This window comes from Mycobacterium neumannii (assembly GCF_002245615.1).
GTDB classification, from domain to species: domain Bacteria; phylum Actinomycetota; class Actinomycetes; order Mycobacteriales; family Mycobacteriaceae; genus Mycobacterium; species Mycobacterium neumannii_A.
Genome location: NZ_NKCO01000002.1, coordinates 412354 through 427600, shown reverse-complemented (window position 1 = coordinate 427600; position 15247 = coordinate 412354). Strand labels below are relative to the sequence as shown.

At 68.4% G+C, this 15247-nt stretch carries 16 protein-coding genes and 1 pseudogene; 6 read left to right on the top strand and 11 right to left on the bottom strand.

Annotated elements, in window-relative coordinates; all coding sequences use genetic code 11:
* Together CEX88_RS26260 and CEX88_RS04625 are read left to right on the top strand one after the other, a co-directional pair.
* Positions 1 to 115: pseudogene (locus tag CEX88_RS26260) on the top strand (IS110 family transposase); the annotation flags it as partial.
* A gap of 14 nt (positions 116 to 129) precedes the next feature.
* Positions 130 to 2136, top strand: a complete 2007-nt coding sequence (locus CEX88_RS04625; protein WP_094292535.1) for a TPM domain-containing protein — start codon at positions 130 to 132, stop codon at positions 2134 to 2136.
* Between the two features lie 263 nt (positions 2137 to 2399).
* Here the strand turns inward: CEX88_RS04625 and CEX88_RS04620 are convergent, their stop codons facing one another.
* Complete coding sequence (locus tag CEX88_RS04620; protein ID WP_094292579.1) at positions 2400 to 3794, bottom strand: glycine--tRNA ligase; 1395 nt, start codon at positions 3792 to 3794, stop codon at positions 2400 to 2402.
* A gap of 155 nt (positions 3795 to 3949) precedes the next feature.
* Here CEX88_RS04620 and CEX88_RS04615 point away from each other — a divergent pair, with 155 nt between their 5' ends.
* Together CEX88_RS04615 and CEX88_RS04610 are read left to right on the top strand one after the other, a co-directional pair.
* Positions 3950 to 4324, top strand: a complete 375-nt coding sequence (locus tag CEX88_RS04615; RefSeq protein WP_066841703.1) for an ArsR/SmtB family transcription factor — start codon at positions 3950 to 3952, stop codon at positions 4322 to 4324.
* 10 nt (positions 4325 to 4334) lie between these two features.
* Positions 4335 to 4742: a Fur family transcriptional regulator gene (locus tag CEX88_RS04610; RefSeq protein ID WP_066841812.1), complete on the top strand. Its 408-nt coding sequence runs from the start codon at positions 4335 to 4337 to the stop codon at positions 4740 to 4742.
* On the opposite strand, the gene CEX88_RS04605 is transcribed toward CEX88_RS04610, so the two are convergent.
* From CEX88_RS04605 to recO, 3 genes are read right to left on the bottom strand one after another with little or no spacing between them, the layout of a single operon-like run.
* Positions 4731 to 5156, bottom strand: a complete 426-nt coding sequence (locus CEX88_RS04605) for a hypothetical protein (protein ID WP_066841702.1) — start codon at positions 5154 to 5156, stop codon at positions 4731 to 4733. The two genes, CEX88_RS04610 and CEX88_RS04605, sit on opposite strands and share 12 nt — an antisense overlap.
* Positions 5157 to 5181: 25 nt before the next feature.
* Positions 5182 to 6081 carry a decaprenyl diphosphate synthase gene (locus CEX88_RS04600; RefSeq protein ID WP_094292534.1) on the bottom strand — a complete coding sequence of 300 codons (900 nt, stop codon included), beginning with the start codon at positions 6079 to 6081 and terminating at the stop codon, positions 5182 to 5184.
* Positions 6011 to 6871, bottom strand: a complete 861-nt coding sequence (gene recO / locus CEX88_RS04595; protein ID WP_064426169.1) for a DNA repair protein RecO — start codon at positions 6869 to 6871, stop codon at positions 6011 to 6013. Before recO ends, CEX88_RS04600 begins: the two co-directional genes overlap by 71 nt.
* A gap of 63 nt (positions 6872 to 6934) precedes the next feature.
* Between recO and CEX88_RS04590 the strand changes: the two genes are divergently transcribed.
* Both CEX88_RS04590 and CEX88_RS04585 read left to right on the top strand, forming a co-directional pair.
* Positions 6935 to 8452 (top strand): amidase, encoded by a 1518-nt coding sequence (locus CEX88_RS04590; protein ID WP_066841700.1) that lies wholly within the window; start codon positions 6935 to 6937, stop codon positions 8450 to 8452.
* Between the two features lie 11 nt (positions 8453 to 8463).
* Positions 8464 to 9012 carry a CAP domain-containing protein gene (locus CEX88_RS04585; RefSeq protein WP_064398955.1) on the top strand — a complete coding sequence of 183 codons (549 nt, stop codon included), beginning with the start codon at positions 8464 to 8466 and terminating at the stop codon, positions 9010 to 9012.
* A gap of 4 nt (positions 9013 to 9016) precedes the next feature.
* Here the strand turns inward: CEX88_RS04585 and era are convergent, their stop codons facing one another.
* From era to dnaJ, 7 genes are all read right to left on the bottom strand, one after another.
* Positions 9017 to 9931 (bottom strand): GTPase Era, encoded by a 915-nt coding sequence (gene era, locus CEX88_RS04580; RefSeq protein WP_094292533.1) that lies wholly within the window; start codon positions 9929 to 9931, stop codon positions 9017 to 9019.
* The gene (locus CEX88_RS04575; protein WP_094292532.1) at positions 9928 to 10254 is read right to left on the bottom strand and encodes a cytidine deaminase; all 327 of its coding nucleotides are present in this window, start codon (positions 10252 to 10254) and stop codon (positions 9928 to 9930) included. Before CEX88_RS04575 ends, era begins: the two co-directional genes overlap by 4 nt.
* A 6-nt stretch (positions 10255 to 10260) precedes the next feature.
* A complete protein-coding gene (locus tag CEX88_RS04570; RefSeq protein WP_064419603.1) occupies positions 10261 to 11586 on the bottom strand; it encodes a hemolysin family protein in 1326 nt (441 codons plus the stop codon).
* Positions 11583 to 12119: an rRNA maturation RNase YbeY gene (gene ybeY, locus CEX88_RS04565; protein ID WP_064398947.1), complete on the bottom strand. Its 537-nt coding sequence runs from the start codon at positions 12117 to 12119 to the stop codon at positions 11583 to 11585. The genes CEX88_RS04570 and ybeY overlap by 4 nt, the downstream gene beginning before the upstream one ends.
* 8 nt (positions 12120 to 12127) lie before the next feature.
* A complete protein-coding gene (locus tag CEX88_RS04560) occupies positions 12128 to 13171 on the bottom strand; it encodes a PhoH family protein (protein ID WP_064419604.1) in 1044 nt (347 codons plus the stop codon).
* Positions 13172 to 13276: 105 nt separating this feature from the next.
* Positions 13277 to 14017, bottom strand: a complete 741-nt coding sequence (locus CEX88_RS04555) for a 16S rRNA (uracil(1498)-N(3))-methyltransferase (protein WP_094292531.1) — start codon at positions 14015 to 14017, stop codon at positions 13277 to 13279.
* A gap of 67 nt (positions 14018 to 14084) precedes the next feature.
* Complete coding sequence (gene dnaJ, locus CEX88_RS04550) at positions 14085 to 15230, bottom strand: molecular chaperone DnaJ (RefSeq protein WP_066841695.1); 1146 nt, start codon at positions 15228 to 15230, stop codon at positions 14085 to 14087.
* Positions 15231 to 15247 lie beyond the last annotated feature (17 nt).

Genomic DNA, 15247 nt, shown 5'->3' with positions numbered 1-15247 from the left:
CTCCACACCCGAAGCCCTGCGCTGCCTCAAACGCCGCCTGGCCCGCGTCGTCTACGGCCACCTGCACACCGACCACAACAATCGTCAAAAGCCTTGCCAAGCGGCAGCGGCTTGACATAGGAGAAACGCATGCGCCTCGTCCGCCTGCTGACCCTCGTGCTCGCCATGCTCGCCGGCAGTGCACTCACCGCGCCGACGGCGGCTGCCGAGCCGCCGTTTCGGCTGCCGGGCTACGTCACCGACAACGCGGGCGTCCTCGACGGCGCCGCTCGGGCGGAGGTGACATCGGCGGTCGACTCGCTCTACAACAGCAGCAGGACCAGGTTGTGGGTCGTCTACGTCGATACCTTCTCCGGTCAGCCGGCCGAGACGTGGGCGCGCAACACCATGCGTACGAGCGACCTGGGCACCTACGACGCGCTGTTGGCGGTGGCCACGGTTGACCGTTCGTACGCGTTCCTGGTGCCCGACAGCGCAACGGAGTTGAGCTCGAGCCGGGTGGAAAGCGTTCGGCGCAACGGCATCGAGCCTGCACTGCGCAACAGCGACTGGGCAGGAGCGGCGGTCGCGGCGGCCGAAGGGCTCGCCCGGTCGGGCAGCTCGGGTTCGACCCTGAGCTGGGTCGGGTTGCTCATCGCCCTCGGAGTGATCGCGCTCGCGGTGGTGGTGCTGATGGTCTGGCGACGACGACGGCAGCGCAAGCGCCGGGAGGCCGAATTCGCCGCTGCGCGCAGAGTCGATCCGAGCGACCCGCAGGCGCTGGCGGCGGTGTCGCTGGACGCGCTCGACGACCTCTCGCGAGCGATGGTGGTCGAGGTCGACAATGCGGTGCGGACCAGCGACCACGAATTGGAATTGGCGGTCGAGGAGTTCGGCACCTCACGGACCGAGCCGTTCACGCGGGCGGTCAACAACGCGAGAACGACACTCGCCCAGGCATTTAACGTCCGGCAGATCCTCGACGACGCCATCCCCGAAACCCCGGCGCAAAGGCGCGACCTCTTGACCCGGGTGGTGGTCGCGGCGGCCAAGGCCGACCGTGAGCTCGACGCGCAGCGCGACGCGTTCACCGAGCTGCGGAACCTGGTGATCAACGCCCCGTCGAAACTGGACTCGATGACGCAGCGGGTGGTCGACATCACCGCCCGGCTCGAGCCGTCCCGCCGGAAAATGGCCGAACTGCACAGCGAGTTCGATTCAACCGCGCTGAGTTCGGTGGCCGGCAACGTCGACGCGGCCAAAGAACTGCTCGACTTCGCCGATACGAGCATCAGCCGTGGGCGCGACCTTGCCGCCCGCCCGGTGCCGGGCCAGCAGAGTGAGCTCGTCGAATGTGTGCGAGCGGCGGAGTCGGCGTTGGTGCAGGCGCGCGGTCTGCTCGACGCGGTGGACAGCGCCGCCAGTGACATCCGTCGCGCCGCTGCCACGTTGCCCGCGGCGATCGAGGACATCCAGAACGGCATCAAGCAGGCCGGCGCGTTGCTGCAGCAGGGCAACGTGCCGCAGGCCGCGCAGTTGGCCGAGGCGCGTGACGCGGCAGCGGCTGCCGTCGCCGCCGCGCAGCGCTCCAAAGCCGCTGACCCGCTGGGCACTTTCACCGAACTGACGAAGGCCGACGCGGATCTCGATCGGCTGCTGGCCGCCGTCGAGCAGGAGCGGGAGGCCGCTGACCGCCTCAACCGAGCCTTGGACGAGGCGCTGTTCACGGCGCGGTCGCGGGTCCGGTCGGTGTCGGACTTCATCGACACCCGTCGCGGCATCGTCGGTCCCGAGGCCCGGACCCGCTTGGCCGAGGCCGTCCGTCAGATCGGCGCCGCCGAAGAGCGGCGGGCCACCGATCCGGCCGAGGCCATCAAGCACGCCAACGGTGCGGCGATGCTCGCGTCACAGGCGCAGAACCTGGCCAACGCCGACGTTCAGAACGCGCACAGTTCGTACATGGGTCCGTTCGGCGGCGGCGGCCGCGGCGGTGGGGGCAACATGGGCGCGATCATCGGCGGCATCCTCATCGGAAACATCCTCAGCGGAGGAATGCGCGGCGGCTTCGGTGGCTTCGGCGGCGGCGGGTTCAGCCCCGGTTCGTTTGGCGGCTCCGGTGGCGGTGGCGGAATGTTCGGCGGCGGCGGCCGCTTCTAGCCGTTTGCCCCTCTCCTTTGCACCTTTCCTCTGCACCGCGAGCGCGCGTGTTTGCTCAGGGCACGCCGCTGCTTTTGCGCAGCTCGCGCACGCTCGACGGAGCGCGACGGTGCGAAAACTGTTGCCTTGCAACGGTGTGTTGTCGACAGACACGCACGCTCAGCGACGAGTGAGAGTGCGTGCAGTGCTCAATTTTCGCGGCGTGGCGTGGGCAAACACGCACGCTCGCGGCAAGGGAGTGACACGCACGCGCGCGCCGCTAGTCAGCAGCCTTTGAGACGAGCGGCGAGGTAGTCGCTGACGTTGTCGAGCGACACCCGGTCCTGCGTCATCGCGTCGCGCTCGCGGACGGTGACAGCCTGATCCTCGAGTGTGTCGAAGTCGACCGTCACGCAAAACGGGGTGCCGATCTCGTCCTGGCGGCGGTAGCGCCGCCCGATCGCGCCCGCGTCGTCGAAGTCGACGTTCCAGCACTTACGCAGTTCGGCGGCGAGGTCGCGCGCCTTCGGCGAGAGGGCCTCGTTGCGCGACAGCGGCAGCACCGCGGCTTTGACCGGAGCGAGCCGCGGATCCAGCCGCAAAACTGTGCGCTTGTCGACGCCGCCCTTGGCGTTGGGCGCCTCGTCCTCGGCGTAGGCGTCGACGAGGAACGCCATGAACGACCGCGTCAGGCCGGCCGCCGGCTCGATCACATAGGGGACGTAGCGGGTGTCGTTGGCCTGGTCGTAATAGGACAGGTCCGCACCGGAATGCTTTGTGTGCGTGGACAAGTCGAAGTCGGTACGGTTCGCGACACCCTCCAGCTCGCCCCACGGGTTGCCCTGGAAACCGAACTTGTACTCGATGTCGACGGTGCGGTCGGAGTAGTGCGACAGCTTCTCCTTCGGATGCTCGTAGAGCCGGAGATTGTCGCGGTCGATGCCCAGTTCGACGTACCACTGCAACCGCTCGTCGATCCAGTACTGGTGCCACTCGCGTGCGGTCGACGGCTCGACGAAGAACTCCATCTCCATCTGCTCGAACTCGCGGGTCCGGAAGATGAAGTTGCCCGGCGTGATCTCGTTGCGGAAACTCTTACCCGTCTGGGCGATACCGAACGGCGGCTTCTTGCGTTGCGTGGTCACCACATTGGCGAAGTTGACGAAGATGCCCTGCGCGGTCTCCGGCCGCAGATAGTGCAGGCCCTCTTCGCTCTCGATCGGACCGAGGTAGGTCTTGAGCATCATGTTGAAATCGCGCGGTTCGGTCCACTGACCCTTGGTCCCGCAGTCCGGGCACGCGATCTCGGTCATCGCCACGGATTCGGGGTCGCTGATGCCCTTCTTCTCGGCGTATGCCTCCTGCAGGTGGTCCTGCCGATGCCGCTTGTGACAGTTGAGGCACTCGACCAGCGGATCGTTGAACACGTCGACGTGCCCGGACGCCACCCACACCTCGCGGGGCAGGATGATCGACGAGTCCAGGCCCACCACGTCGTCGCGGCTGGTGACCACCGACCGCCACCACTGGCGCTTGATGTTCTCCTTGAGTTCCACGCCGAGCGGGCCGTAGTCCCACGCCGACTTGGTGCCGCCATAGATCTCCCCCGCCTGGTAAACCAGCCCGCGCCGTTTGGCCAGGTTCGCAACGGTGTCGATGATCGAGGAAGAGTGAGCCACGACTGCATAGCCTAGCGACCCGCTCACCACCGCCGAGCGACCGCATTTGTACGGCGACACGCCGCGATTTCGCGGACAGACACGGTCGCTCGCGGCCATTGGGCAGCCGTATCCCGGCGTTGACATGCATAGAAGCGCATGTATTGTTGGCCGTAATGAAAATCGTTTCCACTTTGGCGGACGGAAGCGTCGCCACCGGGGACGCCCACGACCACGGCGGCGCACCGTATCCCGACCTGCCCCCGCGTGACGTGCTCGACACCTCCGGCGACCTGCTGCGCGCGTTGGCCGCCCCGGTGCGGATCGCGATCGTGCTGCAATTGCGGGAGTCGGCGCGCTGCGTGCACGAGCTCGTCGATGCGCTGGCGGTGCCCCAGCCGTTGGTCAGCCAGCACCTGCGCATCCTGAAGGCCGCGGGCGTCGTCGCCGGTGAACGGTCCGGGCGCGAGGTGATGTACCGCCTCGTCGATCATCACCTCGCCGACATCGTCGTCGCGGCGGTCACGCACGCGGGCGAGGCGCACGAGTGATCACATGCCGATGAGCATGGGAGTGCGCGCCACGAGGCAACGCGCAGCCATCGCGGACCTGCTCGAGAACGTCGACGAATTCCGTTCGGCACAGGAACTGCACGACGAGCTGCGCCGCCGCGGCGAAGGCATCGGGCTGACCACCGTGTACCGCACCCTGCAACAGATGGCGGCCGCAGGCGTCGTCGACACGCTGCGCACCGACACCGGCGAGTCGGTGTACCGCCGCTGTTCGGAGGACCACCATCACCACCTGGTCTGTCGCGCGTGCGGTTCGACGGTGGAGATCCAGGGCGGCGACGTCGAGACCTGGACCGCCGACATCGCCCGACAGCACGGCTTCTCCGACATCAGCCACACGATCGAAATCTTCGGCGTGTGCGGGCAGTGCACGACGACGAACGGTTCAGCCGACTAGCGCCCGGCGCACCTCGGCGCCGGTCGCGAGCACCATGAGAATCAGCGTGCGCAGCGCGTCATCGGTCAACCCGGCGGCCGGAAAGTTGTAGCGCAGCAGCACATCCGCAGCCTTCTTGGAGTTGCGCTTGGCGCCCGCGGCAATCTCTTTCGGCGCGCTCTTGGAGGCCAGCGACACCGTGCCGAGCAGCGTGTTGTGGGCGTGTTCGGCGACCGCGGCGCGCAGCTTGGCATCCAGCGGCAGATCCCAGGCCAGGATCTGGGTCAGCGACACCAATTCCAGGCCTTCGGCGACCGCCACCGTGCGCAGCGAGGCAAAGGTCTCGTCGTGGTGGACGGTGACCGCCCCGTCGTCCTCTCGCGTCACGGGCACCACGCCCTCGAGGATCTCGCCGAGCCGCTCCTGCATTGCCATCACGCTCTCCCGCTCAGGTACATCATCAGGCTCTGCCGAAGCGACGGTTGCGGTTGACGTACTCCTCGCAGGCGGCCCACAGGTCGCGGCGGTCGTAGTCCGGCCACAACTTGTCCTGGAACACGAACTCGGCGTAGGCGGCCTGCCAGAGCAGGAAGTTGCTGGCGCGCTGCTCCCCCGAGGTCCGGATGAACAGGTCCACGTCGGGGATGTCGGAGCGGTGCAGGTGCTTGGCGAACGTCGCCTCGCTGATGCGGTCCGGCTTGATCCTGCCGTCGGCGGCCAACCGCGCGAGCTCGCGCGTCGCCTCGATGATCTCGGTCCGTCCGCCGTAGTTGACGCAGTAGTTGATCGTGATGACGTCGTTCCCGACGGTCATCTGCTCGGCGATGTCGAACTCCTTGATCACGCTGCGCCACATGCGGGGCCGCGAGCCGACCCAGCGCATCCGCACGCCCATGTCGTTGAGGTTCTCCCGGCGGCGACGCACCACTTCCCGGTTGAAGCCCATCAGGAAGCGCACCTCTTCGGTGCTGCGTTTCCAATTCTCGGTGGAGAACGCATACACCGTCAGGTGTTTGATGCCGATTTCGATTGCCCCGCAGGTGATGTCGATGAGGACGGCCTCACCCATCTTGTGCCCCTCGGTGCGGTGCAGGCCACGCTGGGTGGCCCAGCGCCCGTTGCCATCCATGACGACGGCGACGTGCTTGGGCACCTGATCGGCAGGGATGCGCGGCGCTGCCTCCTTCGACGTGTGCTGGGGCGGGCGCGCGAACCGGCCGTTGGTTCCTGCAGGAATGTCAGGAAAGACGACGGGCCACGTCGACTTGTCCGGGAACGTGGGATAGTCGTCAGGCGCCGGAGGCAGCTGTGGGTAGGTCGGCGGAGCCTTCTTCCTCCGCCCATCCCGTTCGCTCGCCATGTGGCACATCCTGCCCGACCACCGACGCGTGCTGGTCGCCGACACTCCTATCCACCCGGTACACCCGTTCCACCAGCGGCAACGTTCGCAATTGGCGCTCCAGATGCCACTGCAAATGCGCGGCCACCAGCCCGCTGGCCTGGCTGCGGTGCGACGCCGTCGACGTCTCGGCGTACTCCCAGTCCCCGTCGTGCAGCGCGGCCATCAGGTCCAGCACGGCCTGAGGCGGCGTCGCCGATCCGGAGGGTCGGCAGTGCACGCACACGCTGCCCCCGGCCGCCACGTGGAACGCCCGGTGGGGGCCCGGGGCAGCGCAGCGGGCGCATTCGGTCAACGCCGGTGCCCAGCCCGCGATCCCCATGGCGCGCAACAGGTACGCGTCCAACACGAGCTCACGGGGCCGGCCGCCGTCGGCCACCGCCCGCAACGCGGCCACCGTCAGCCGGTGCAGCGCGGGCATCGGCGCGCGTTCCTCACCGGCCAGGCGCTCCGCGGTCTCCAGCACCGCGCAGGCGCAGGTGTAACGGCCGTAGTCGCTGACGATGTCGGAAGCGAACGCGTCGATGGCCTGCACCTGGGTGACGATGTCGAGGTTGCGGCCCGGGTGCAGCTGAACGTCGATGTGCGCGAACGGCTCCAGCCTGGCACCGAATTTGCTGCGGGTGCGCCGAACCCCCTTGGCCACCGCCCGCACCAACCCGTGATCGCGGGTGAGAAGAGTCACGATGCGGTCGGCCTCGCCGAGCTTGTGCTGGCGCAGCACCACCGCCCGGTCTCGATACAGCCGCATCGGTTCAGTCTCCCACTGCGGTCCGTCAGATTCCGATCCGCACCGCCGATAAGCTTCTACTCGATGGTCAAAAACGCGCGATTCCCCACCCTCACTCAACAGCTCTTCCAGCTAGCGAGCGGCTCCATGACGTCGGTGGAACTGGTTCAGCGCTCCCTCGACGCCATCGCGGCCAGCCAACCGACGCTCAACGCGTTCCGCGTGGTGTTCACCGAGCAGGCCCTCATCGACGCCGCCCGCGCGGACCGCAAACGCGCCGCAGGCCAGGATCTTTCGAAGTATCCCCTGCTGGGCATCCCGATCGCGGTCAAGGACGACGTCGACGTCGCGGGCCATCCGACCCGGTTCGGCGCCGACGGCAACGTCCGCCCCGCCACCGGGGACGCCGAGGTGGTGCGGCGGTTGAAGGCGGCGGGCGCGGTCATCGTCGGCAAGACCAACACCTGCGAACTCGGTCAGTGGCCGTTCACCAGTGGACCCGCCTTCGGCCACACCCGCAATCCGTGGTCACGCGATCACACACCCGGCGGTTCGTCCGGCGGCAGCGCCGCCGCGGTGGCAGCCGGGCTGGTGACCGCCGCGATCGGCTCCGACGGGGCGGGCAGCGTGCGCATCCCCGCCGCATGGACACATCTGGTCGGCATCAAACCGCAGCGCGGCCGAATCTCGACATGGCCGCTGCCCGAGGCCTTCAACGGGATCACGGTCAACGGCGTGCTGGCACGCACCGTCGCCGATGCGGCGCTGGTGCTCGACGCCGCGTCCGGCAACGTCGCAGGCGATCGCCATCAGCCCCCAGCGGTCAAGGTTTCGGACTACGTGGCGCAGGCGCCCGGTCCCCTGCGGGTCGCGATGTCGACGAAGTTCCCGTTCACGGTGTTCCGCGCCAAGCTGCACCCGGAAATCCAGGCGGCGATGGCCGTCGTCGCCGCTCAGCTCGAAGACCTCGGGCACAGCGTGTTCGGCGCCGATCCGGACTACAGCCTCGAGATGTCGTGGAACTTCCTGTCCCGGTCGACGTCGGGGCTGCTGGAGTGGGCCGATCGGCTCGGCCACGGCGTCACGCTCGACAAGCGGACCAAGGCCAACCTGCGCACCGGCCGGTTGCTGTCGGAGCACGTGCTGCGCAAGGCCCGCGCCCGCGAGGCCCGCGCGCATCGCCGCATCGGATACATCTTCAACATCGCCGATGTGGTGCTGGCCCCCACAACCGCGCAACCGCCGCTCAAGGTGCACGAGTTCGACGAGCTCGGCGGGCTGGCCACCGACCGCACGATGATCAAGGCGTGCCCGGTGACCTGGCCGTGGAATCTGCTGGGCTGGCCGTCGATCAACGTGCCGGCCGGGTTCACCTCCGAAGGCCTGCCGATCGGCGTTCAGCTGATGGGCCCGGCCAACAGCGAGCCGTTGCTGATCTCGCTGGCCGCGGAGTTGGAGGCGATCAACGGCTGGACGGTACGCCAGCCCGAGCCATGGTGGTTTCCCGCACCCGCCCCCGACCCCGAACCCGCGGCATCCGACAAGCCGGTAGCGGCCTCCGACCGGCGCGAACCCGAGGACGTCTCCGACGAGGTCGCGTAGAGTCTCCCGGCATGAGAGCGCTGGGTTATGCGTGCGCGTTACCGGTTCTCGGGCTGGTGGGCGGCTTGGTGACCGGGGTTCCGACCGCGGCCGCTGACAACAAGCGGTTCAACGACGGTGTGGTGGCCAACGTCTACACCATCCAGAAGCAGGCCGGCTGCGACACCGACATCAAGATCAACCCGAAGCTGCGCCTGGCCGCCGAATGGCACACCAACGACGTGCTCAACAACCGCGCGCTGGGCGGCGACATCGGCTCGGACGGCAGCACGGTCGCCGACCGTGCGCGCAACGCCGGCTACGCGGGCCCGGTGACGGAGACGGTGGCCATCAACCCCGCGCTGGCGATGAGCGGCATCGAGTTGCTCAACCAGTGGTATCACCGGCCTGACTACAAAGCCATCATGGCCGACTGTTCGAACGTCGACATCGGCGTGTGGTCGGCCAACGCGCTCGATCGCACGGTGGTGGTGGCGGTCTACGGCAAGGGCGACGGCGCCCCACCGGCACACGGCCCGGGACGGCCGTTCGGGGAGCCCGGCTCGGGCGCCCAGAGCTGACGCGCTAGAAGCCCAGGCGGCCCAGTTGTTTCGGGTCGCGTTGCCAGTTCTTGGCGATCTTGACCCTCAGGTCGAGGTAGACCTTGGTGCCCAGCAGCTTTTCGATCTGCTGGCGCGCGGCGGTGCCGACCTCGCGCAGCCTGGCGCCGCCCTTGCCGATGACGATGCCCTTCTGGCTCTCGCGTTCGACGAACAGGATGGCGTGGACGTCGATCAGCTCGCCCTGCTCGGGTGTGCGGCCCTCGCGCGGGGTGACCTCATCGATGACGACGGCCAGCGAGTGCGGTAGTTCGTCGCGGACACCTTCGAGCGCGGCCTCGCGGATCAGCTCGGCCATCAGGGTCTCCTCCGGCTCGTCGGTGAGCTCGCCGTCGGGGTAGAAAGCCGGTCCCGGCGGCAGTTCGGAGGCGAGCACGTCGACGAGCACGTCGAGGTTGTCCCCCGCGGTCGCCGACACCGGAACGATCTCCGCGTCGGGTCCGACCAGCTCGCTGACCGCCACCAGTTGCGCGGCGATGCGGTCCTTGGGCACCTTGTCGATCTTGGTGACGATCACGACCAGTGTGGTCTTGGGTGCGACCGCGCGGATCTGGTCGTGGATCCAGCGGTCGCCGGGACCGATCCTCTCGTCGGCGGGGATGCACCATCCGATGACGTCGACCTCGGAGTAGGTGTCCTTGACCAGGTCGTTGAGCCGCTGCCCGAGCAGCGTGCGCGGGCGGTGCAGCCCCGGGGTATCGACGAGCACGATCTGAAAGTTCTCGCGGTGCACGATTCCGCGAATGGTGTGCCGGGTGGTCTGCGGGCGGTTCGACGTGATCGCTACCTTGGCCCCGACCAGCGCGTTGGTCAGCGTCGACTTTCCGGTGTTGGGCCGGCCGACGAAACAGACGAAGCCCGAACGGAATTCGTCGCTCATAGGTTTCGCACCGGGTGCCCGGATCGGTCTGTGACGATCACTATCGCGTCCGCGGACAGCTCGTGCACCGCGGCCACGCCCGCGTCGTCGGCCGGGCCGCCGAGCACCACTGCGGCCTCCAGCCGGGTCGCGCCGCTCGACACCGCTGCGGCCACGGCGGCCTGTAATGCGGTCAGCTCCAACGCCGTCAGCGCCACCGGAGCCGCCGCGTAGGTGCGGCCGTCACGGTCGCGGACAGCGGCTCCGCTGCCGGCCTCCGCCCGCGCCATCGCCCCGCGCGCCAGCGTCACGAGCTTGGCGTCCTCACTGTCCAGGTCGGTCATCACGCCCTACCGCTCTTCGCGCAAGCGCTCATCGTCATCATCACCGTCGTCTTCTCTTTGCGGAGGCTCGGTTCGGCTGACCAGAACCGTGCCGATGCGCACCCGCCCGCGGGGGTCCGGCCCGCCTTCGGCCTGCAGCCGCAGCCCGTCCCACGTCACCTCGGCGCCCGGAAGCGGGACGCGGCCGAGTTCCAGCGCGACGAGACCGCCGACTGTGTCCACATCGAGGTCGTCGTCGAACTCGATGTCGTAGAGCTCGCCGAGGTCCTCGATCGGCAATCGGGCCGAGACGCGATAGCGGTTGTCGCCCAAGTCTTCTACGGGCACCACTTCGCCGGCGTCGTACTCGTCGACGATCTCGCCGACGATCTCCTCGAGGACGTCCTCGATGGTGACCAGGCCGGCGATCGCGCCGTACTCGTCGACCAGCAGAACCATGTGGACGCGGTCGCGCTGCATCTCGCGCAGCAACTCGTCGAGCGGCTTGGAATCCGGTACGAACACCGTGGGCCGCATGACATCGGAGACCTTGGTGCCGCGACCGCCGTCGGTTGAGTAGTACGTCCGCTGCACGAGGTCTTTGAGGTAGACGACACCGACGATGTCGTCGACGTTCTCCCCGATCACCGGGATCCGGGAGTGGCCGCTGCGCACCGCAAGTGAGGTCGCCTGCCCTGCGGTCTTGTCGCTTTCGATCCACACCATCTCGGTGCGCGGCACCATCACCTCGCGTGCCGGGGTGTCACCGAGTTCGAACACCGACTGGATCATGCGCCGCTCGTCGTCGGCCACCACACCGCGCTGCTGCGCCAAGTCGACCACCTCGCGCAGTTCGATCTCGGAGGCGAACGGGCCGTTGCGGAATCCTCGACCGGGCGTCAGCGCGTTACCGAGCAGCACCAGCAACCGGCTGATCGGTGTCAGCAGCACCGAAAGCGCTTGCAGCGGAAGGGCCGCGAGCAAGGCAATCGTGTAGGCGTGTTGTCTGCCGAGCGTGCGCGGGCCGACGCCGATCACGACGAAGCTGACCACCACCATGATCGCGGCGGCGACGAACAACCCCCAGGTGACGCCGAGATGCCCGTCGAGGTAGGCGGCCAACAGCACCGTCGGCCCGACCTCGCAGGCGATGCGCAGCAGCACGATCAGGTTGATGTAGCGGGGCCGTTCGGCCATCACCCTGGCCAGCCGCACCGCACCCGGTCGCTCGTCGCGGACGAGTTCCTCGACGCGCGCCATCGAGACCGTGCTCAGGGCCGCGTCGATCGCCGCGAACAACCCGCCGAAGAAGACGAGGACGATCGCGAAGATCAGCTGTCCGACGCCGGTCACAGTTCGTCGAAGTATCGGGAGTTGTCGAGAAGCCTGCGTTCCTTCTCCGACTGGCGGTCGTGGTGGTAGGCCTCGACCTGGTCGGCGACCCACTCCTCGAGCAGTTGACGCTGCAGGGTGAACATCTCTTTTTCCTCGGCGGGCTCGGCGTGGTCGTAGCCCAGCAGGTGCAAAACCCCGTGCACGGTGAGCAACGCGAGCTCCTGGCCCAGCGAATGCCCGGCCGCAGCGGCCTGATCTGCGGCGAACTGCGGGCACAGCGCGATGTCACCCAACATGGCCGGACCGGGCTCGGGTGCGTCGGGCCGTCCGCCCGGCTCCAGCTCGTCCATCGGGAAGCTCATGACGTCGGTGGGGCCCGGCAGGTCCATCCACCGCATGTGCAGATCGGCCATCGCCGCGGTGTCGAGCAGCACCATCGACAGTTCGGCCGCGGGGTTGACCTTCATTTTGCGGATGACGAAGCGGGCGACGCTGATCAGTTCCTCTTCGGAGACGTCGATGCCCGACTCGTTGGACACCTCGATGCTCATATCGGCCGCTACCGTCGGGCTCGGCCGCCGGAGGCGCGGCGCTGGGCCCGGTTCAGCTGCGTGGGCTCGTCGTGTCGCGCGTACGCGTCGACGATCTCCGACACCAGCCGGTGCCGCACGACGTCGGCGCTGGTGAGCTCGGCGAAGTGGATGTCGTCGATGCCGTCGAGGATCCGCATCGCCGCGTGCAGGCCCGAAGCGGCCCCGCCGGGCAGGTCGACCTGCGTGATATCGCCCGTCACAACGATTTTCGAGTTGAAGCCCAGCCGGGTCAAAAACATCTTCATCTGCTCGGCGGTGGTGTTCTGCGCCTCGTCGAGGATGATGAAGGCATCGCTAATCGTGCGGCCCCTCATGTACGCCAGCGGCGCGACCTCGATCACCCCGGCGCTCATCAACTTCGGGATCAGCTCGGGGTCCATCATGTCGTGCAGCGCGTCGTAGAGCGGGCGCAGATACGGGTCGATCTTCTCGCTCAGCGTGCCGGGCAGGAAGCCGAGCCGCTCACCGGCCTCGACGGCCGGCCGAGTGAGGATGATCCTCGACACCTGCTTGGACTGTAAAGCGTTGACGGCCTTGGCCATCGCCAGATACGTCTTGCCGGTGCCCGCGGGACCGATGCCGAACACGATGGTGTGCGCGTCGATGGCGTCGACGTAGCGCTTCTGGTTCAGCGTCTTGGGCCGGATGGTCTTACCGCGCCGCGACAGGATGTCGAGGGTGAGCACCTCGGCGGGCGACTCGTTGCCGGTGCCGGTGAGCATCCCGACGCTGTGCCGCACGACGTCGGGGTTCAGCGCCTGGCCGTTGGACACGATCGCGATCAGCTCGGAGATCACCCGTTCGGCGAGCGCGACGTCGGCGGGTTCACCGGACAGGGTCAGCGCGTTGCCGCGCACATGGATGTCGGCCGCCAGGATGCGCTCGAGCGCGCGCAGATTCTCGTCGGCGGAACCCAATAGGCCCACGACGAGGTCGGGCGGAATGTTGATGCTGCTGCGTACCGACTCAGAAGACTGATCAGAGTCAGCGGTCGTCTCGCGGGGCGTCAAGAGGGTTCAGTGCCTGCTTTCTGGTTCTGGCCTGGCCGTTGCTGATGTCTGTTCACAGTTTACCGCTGGTCAGCGACACGACCCAATGGATAAGGCGCCCGCCCATCACGACCACCGATCGGTCAGCACGCCCAGCGCCCCCAGCGCGACCGCCGCGGCGGTGGAGGTCCGCAGCACCGTGGGCCCCAGCCGCACGGCCGTCGCACCTGCATCGCAGAGCGCGGCCAGCTCGTCGTCGGCGATGCCGCCTTCCGGTCCCACGACCACGACCACCGCATCGGCTGCGGTGACCGGCACATCGGCGAGTCGCTGGGTCGCCGATTCGTGCAGCGCGAGCACGACGGCGTCCCGGTCCCCGAGTCGGTCGACCAACTGGGTCGTCGAGACCGGGCCGCTGACCTCGGGGATGCGGGCCCGCCGCGACTGTCGGGCCGCCGAGCGGGCCACCGCACTCCAGCGGCGCAGACCTTTTTTGGCCTTGGCCCCCGAGTCCCACCGGGCCACGCATCGGCCGGCCTGCCAGGCCACGAACGCGTCCGCGCCCGCCTCGGTGGCCAATTCGATCGCCAACTCCGAGCGATCCGACTTGGGCAGCGCCTGCACGACGGTCACGGTCGGTGACGGGGGCGGCACGAAGCGCCGGTCCAGCACCCGCGCCGTCAACCTGCCCTTCGCCACCTCGTCGACCTCGCAGTGCGCCAGCTCTCCGGCGCCGTCGCTGAGCTGCAGGCGCTCACCGGGCCGGATGCGGCGCACATTGGCGGCGTGGAAGCCCTCGTCGCCCTCGACGACCGCGAGCTCACCGACCCCAGGCAGGGCGTCGACGTAGAACAGCGCCGCGGACATCGGCGTTTACCGAGGCGTCCGGGTCGAAATCTGTGGCCGGGTCGTCATCCGAGCGGGATCACGACCGTCAGCGGCCGCTGAACGTCTCACGCAGCCGGTTGAACAGCCCGCCGCCGCTGGCGGCCGTCGGCTGCGCCGAGCGCACCTCGGCGACGTCGCGGGCGCGCTTGGCCTTGAGCTTGCGCAGCAGTTCGGCGTCCTCGTTGTCCAGCCGCGACGGCACCACGACATCGATGTGGGCGTGCAGGTCACCGCGGACCCCGGAGCGCAGATGGGGCATGCCGTGACCGCGCAGCGTGACGATGGCGCCGGGCTGTGTGCCGGAGGGGATCGCGATCTCGGTCGGCCCGTCGAGGATCGCGTCGACGGTGACGGAGGTGCCCAGCGCCGCGTCGACCATCGGCACCGAGACGGTGCAGTGCAGATCGTCGCCGTCGCGCAGGAAGGTGGCGTGCGGCTGCTCGTGCACCTCGACGTACAGGTCGCCCGCGGGTCCCCCGCCCGGTCCGACCTCGCCCTGTGCCGCCAACCGCACCCGCATGCCGTCGCCGACGCCTGCCGGGATCTTCACGCTGATCTCCCGGCGGGCGCGCACGCGGCCGTCGCCGCCGCAACGGTGGCAGGGGTCCGGGATGACCTCGCCGACGCCGCCGCACACCGGGCAGGGCCGCGACGTCATGACCTGGCCCAGCAGGGAGCGCTGCACCGTCTGGATCTCGCCGCGACCGCCGCAGGTATCGCAGGCCATCGGGGCGGAGTTGCCGTGTGTGCCCTTGCCGTGGCACAGGTCGCACAGCACCGCGGTGTCGACAGTGACCTGCTTGGTCACGCCGGTCGCACACTCCGACAGGTCCAACCGCATCCGCAGCAGCGAATCCGACCCTGGCCGCACCCGGCCGATCGGCCCGCGGGTGGTCGCGCCGCCGCCGAAGAACGCCTCGAACACGTCGCCCAGGCCCCCGAAGCCACCGGAGAAACCGGCTCCGTTCGCCGCCGACTCCAGCGGGTCACCGCCGAGATCGACAATGCGGCGCTTCTCCGGATCGCTGAGCACCTCGTAGGCGGCGCTGATGTCCTTGAACCGGGCCTGAGCAGCCTCGTCCGGATTGACGTCGGGATGCAGTTCGCGCGCCAACCTGCGATAGGCGCGCTTGATCTCCGCATCCGACGCGCCCTTGCTCACGCCGAGCAGCCCGTAATAGTCGCGTGCCACGCTGACTTGCCTGACCT

Excerpts from the sequence above, each read along its gene's own strand:
- CEX88_RS04625 (WP_094292535.1), top strand. The coding sequence starts at position 130 with ATGCGCCTCGTCCGCCTGCTGACCCTCGTGCTCGCCATGCTCGCCGGC.
- CEX88_RS04615 (WP_066841703.1), top strand. The coding sequence starts at position 3,950 with ATGAAAATCGTTTCCACTTTGGCGGACGGAAGCGTCGCCACCGGGGAC.
- CEX88_RS04610 (WP_066841812.1), top strand. The coding sequence starts at position 4,335 with ATGAGCATGGGAGTGCGCGCCACGAGGCAACGCGCAGCCATCGCGGAC.
- CEX88_RS04605 (WP_066841702.1), bottom strand. The coding sequence starts at position 5,156 with ATGGCAATGCAGGAGCGGCTCGGCGAGATCCTCGAGGGCGTGGTGCCC.
- CEX88_RS04600 (WP_094292534.1), bottom strand. The coding sequence starts at position 6,081 with ATGGCGAGCGAACGGGATGGGCGGAGGAAGAAGGCTCCGCCGACCTAC.
- recO (WP_064426169.1), bottom strand. The coding sequence starts at position 6,871 with ATGCGGCTGTATCGAGACCGGGCGGTGGTGCTGCGCCAGCACAAGCTC.
- CEX88_RS04590 (WP_066841700.1), top strand. The coding sequence starts at position 6,935 with ATGGTCAAAAACGCGCGATTCCCCACCCTCACTCAACAGCTCTTCCAG.
- CEX88_RS04585 (WP_064398955.1), top strand. The coding sequence starts at position 8,464 with ATGAGAGCGCTGGGTTATGCGTGCGCGTTACCGGTTCTCGGGCTGGTG.
- era (WP_094292533.1), bottom strand. The coding sequence starts at position 9,931 with ATGAGCGACGAATTCCGTTCGGGCTTCGTCTGTTTCGTCGGCCGGCCC.
- CEX88_RS04575 (WP_094292532.1), bottom strand. The coding sequence starts at position 10,254 with ATGACCGACCTGGACAGTGAGGACGCCAAGCTCGTGACGCTGGCGCGC.
- ybeY (WP_064398947.1), bottom strand. The coding sequence starts at position 12,119 with ATGAGCATCGAGGTGTCCAACGAGTCGGGCATCGACGTCTCCGAAGAG.
- CEX88_RS04555 (WP_094292531.1), bottom strand. The coding sequence starts at position 14,017 with ATGTCCGCGGCGCTGTTCTACGTCGACGCCCTGCCTGGGGTCGGTGAG.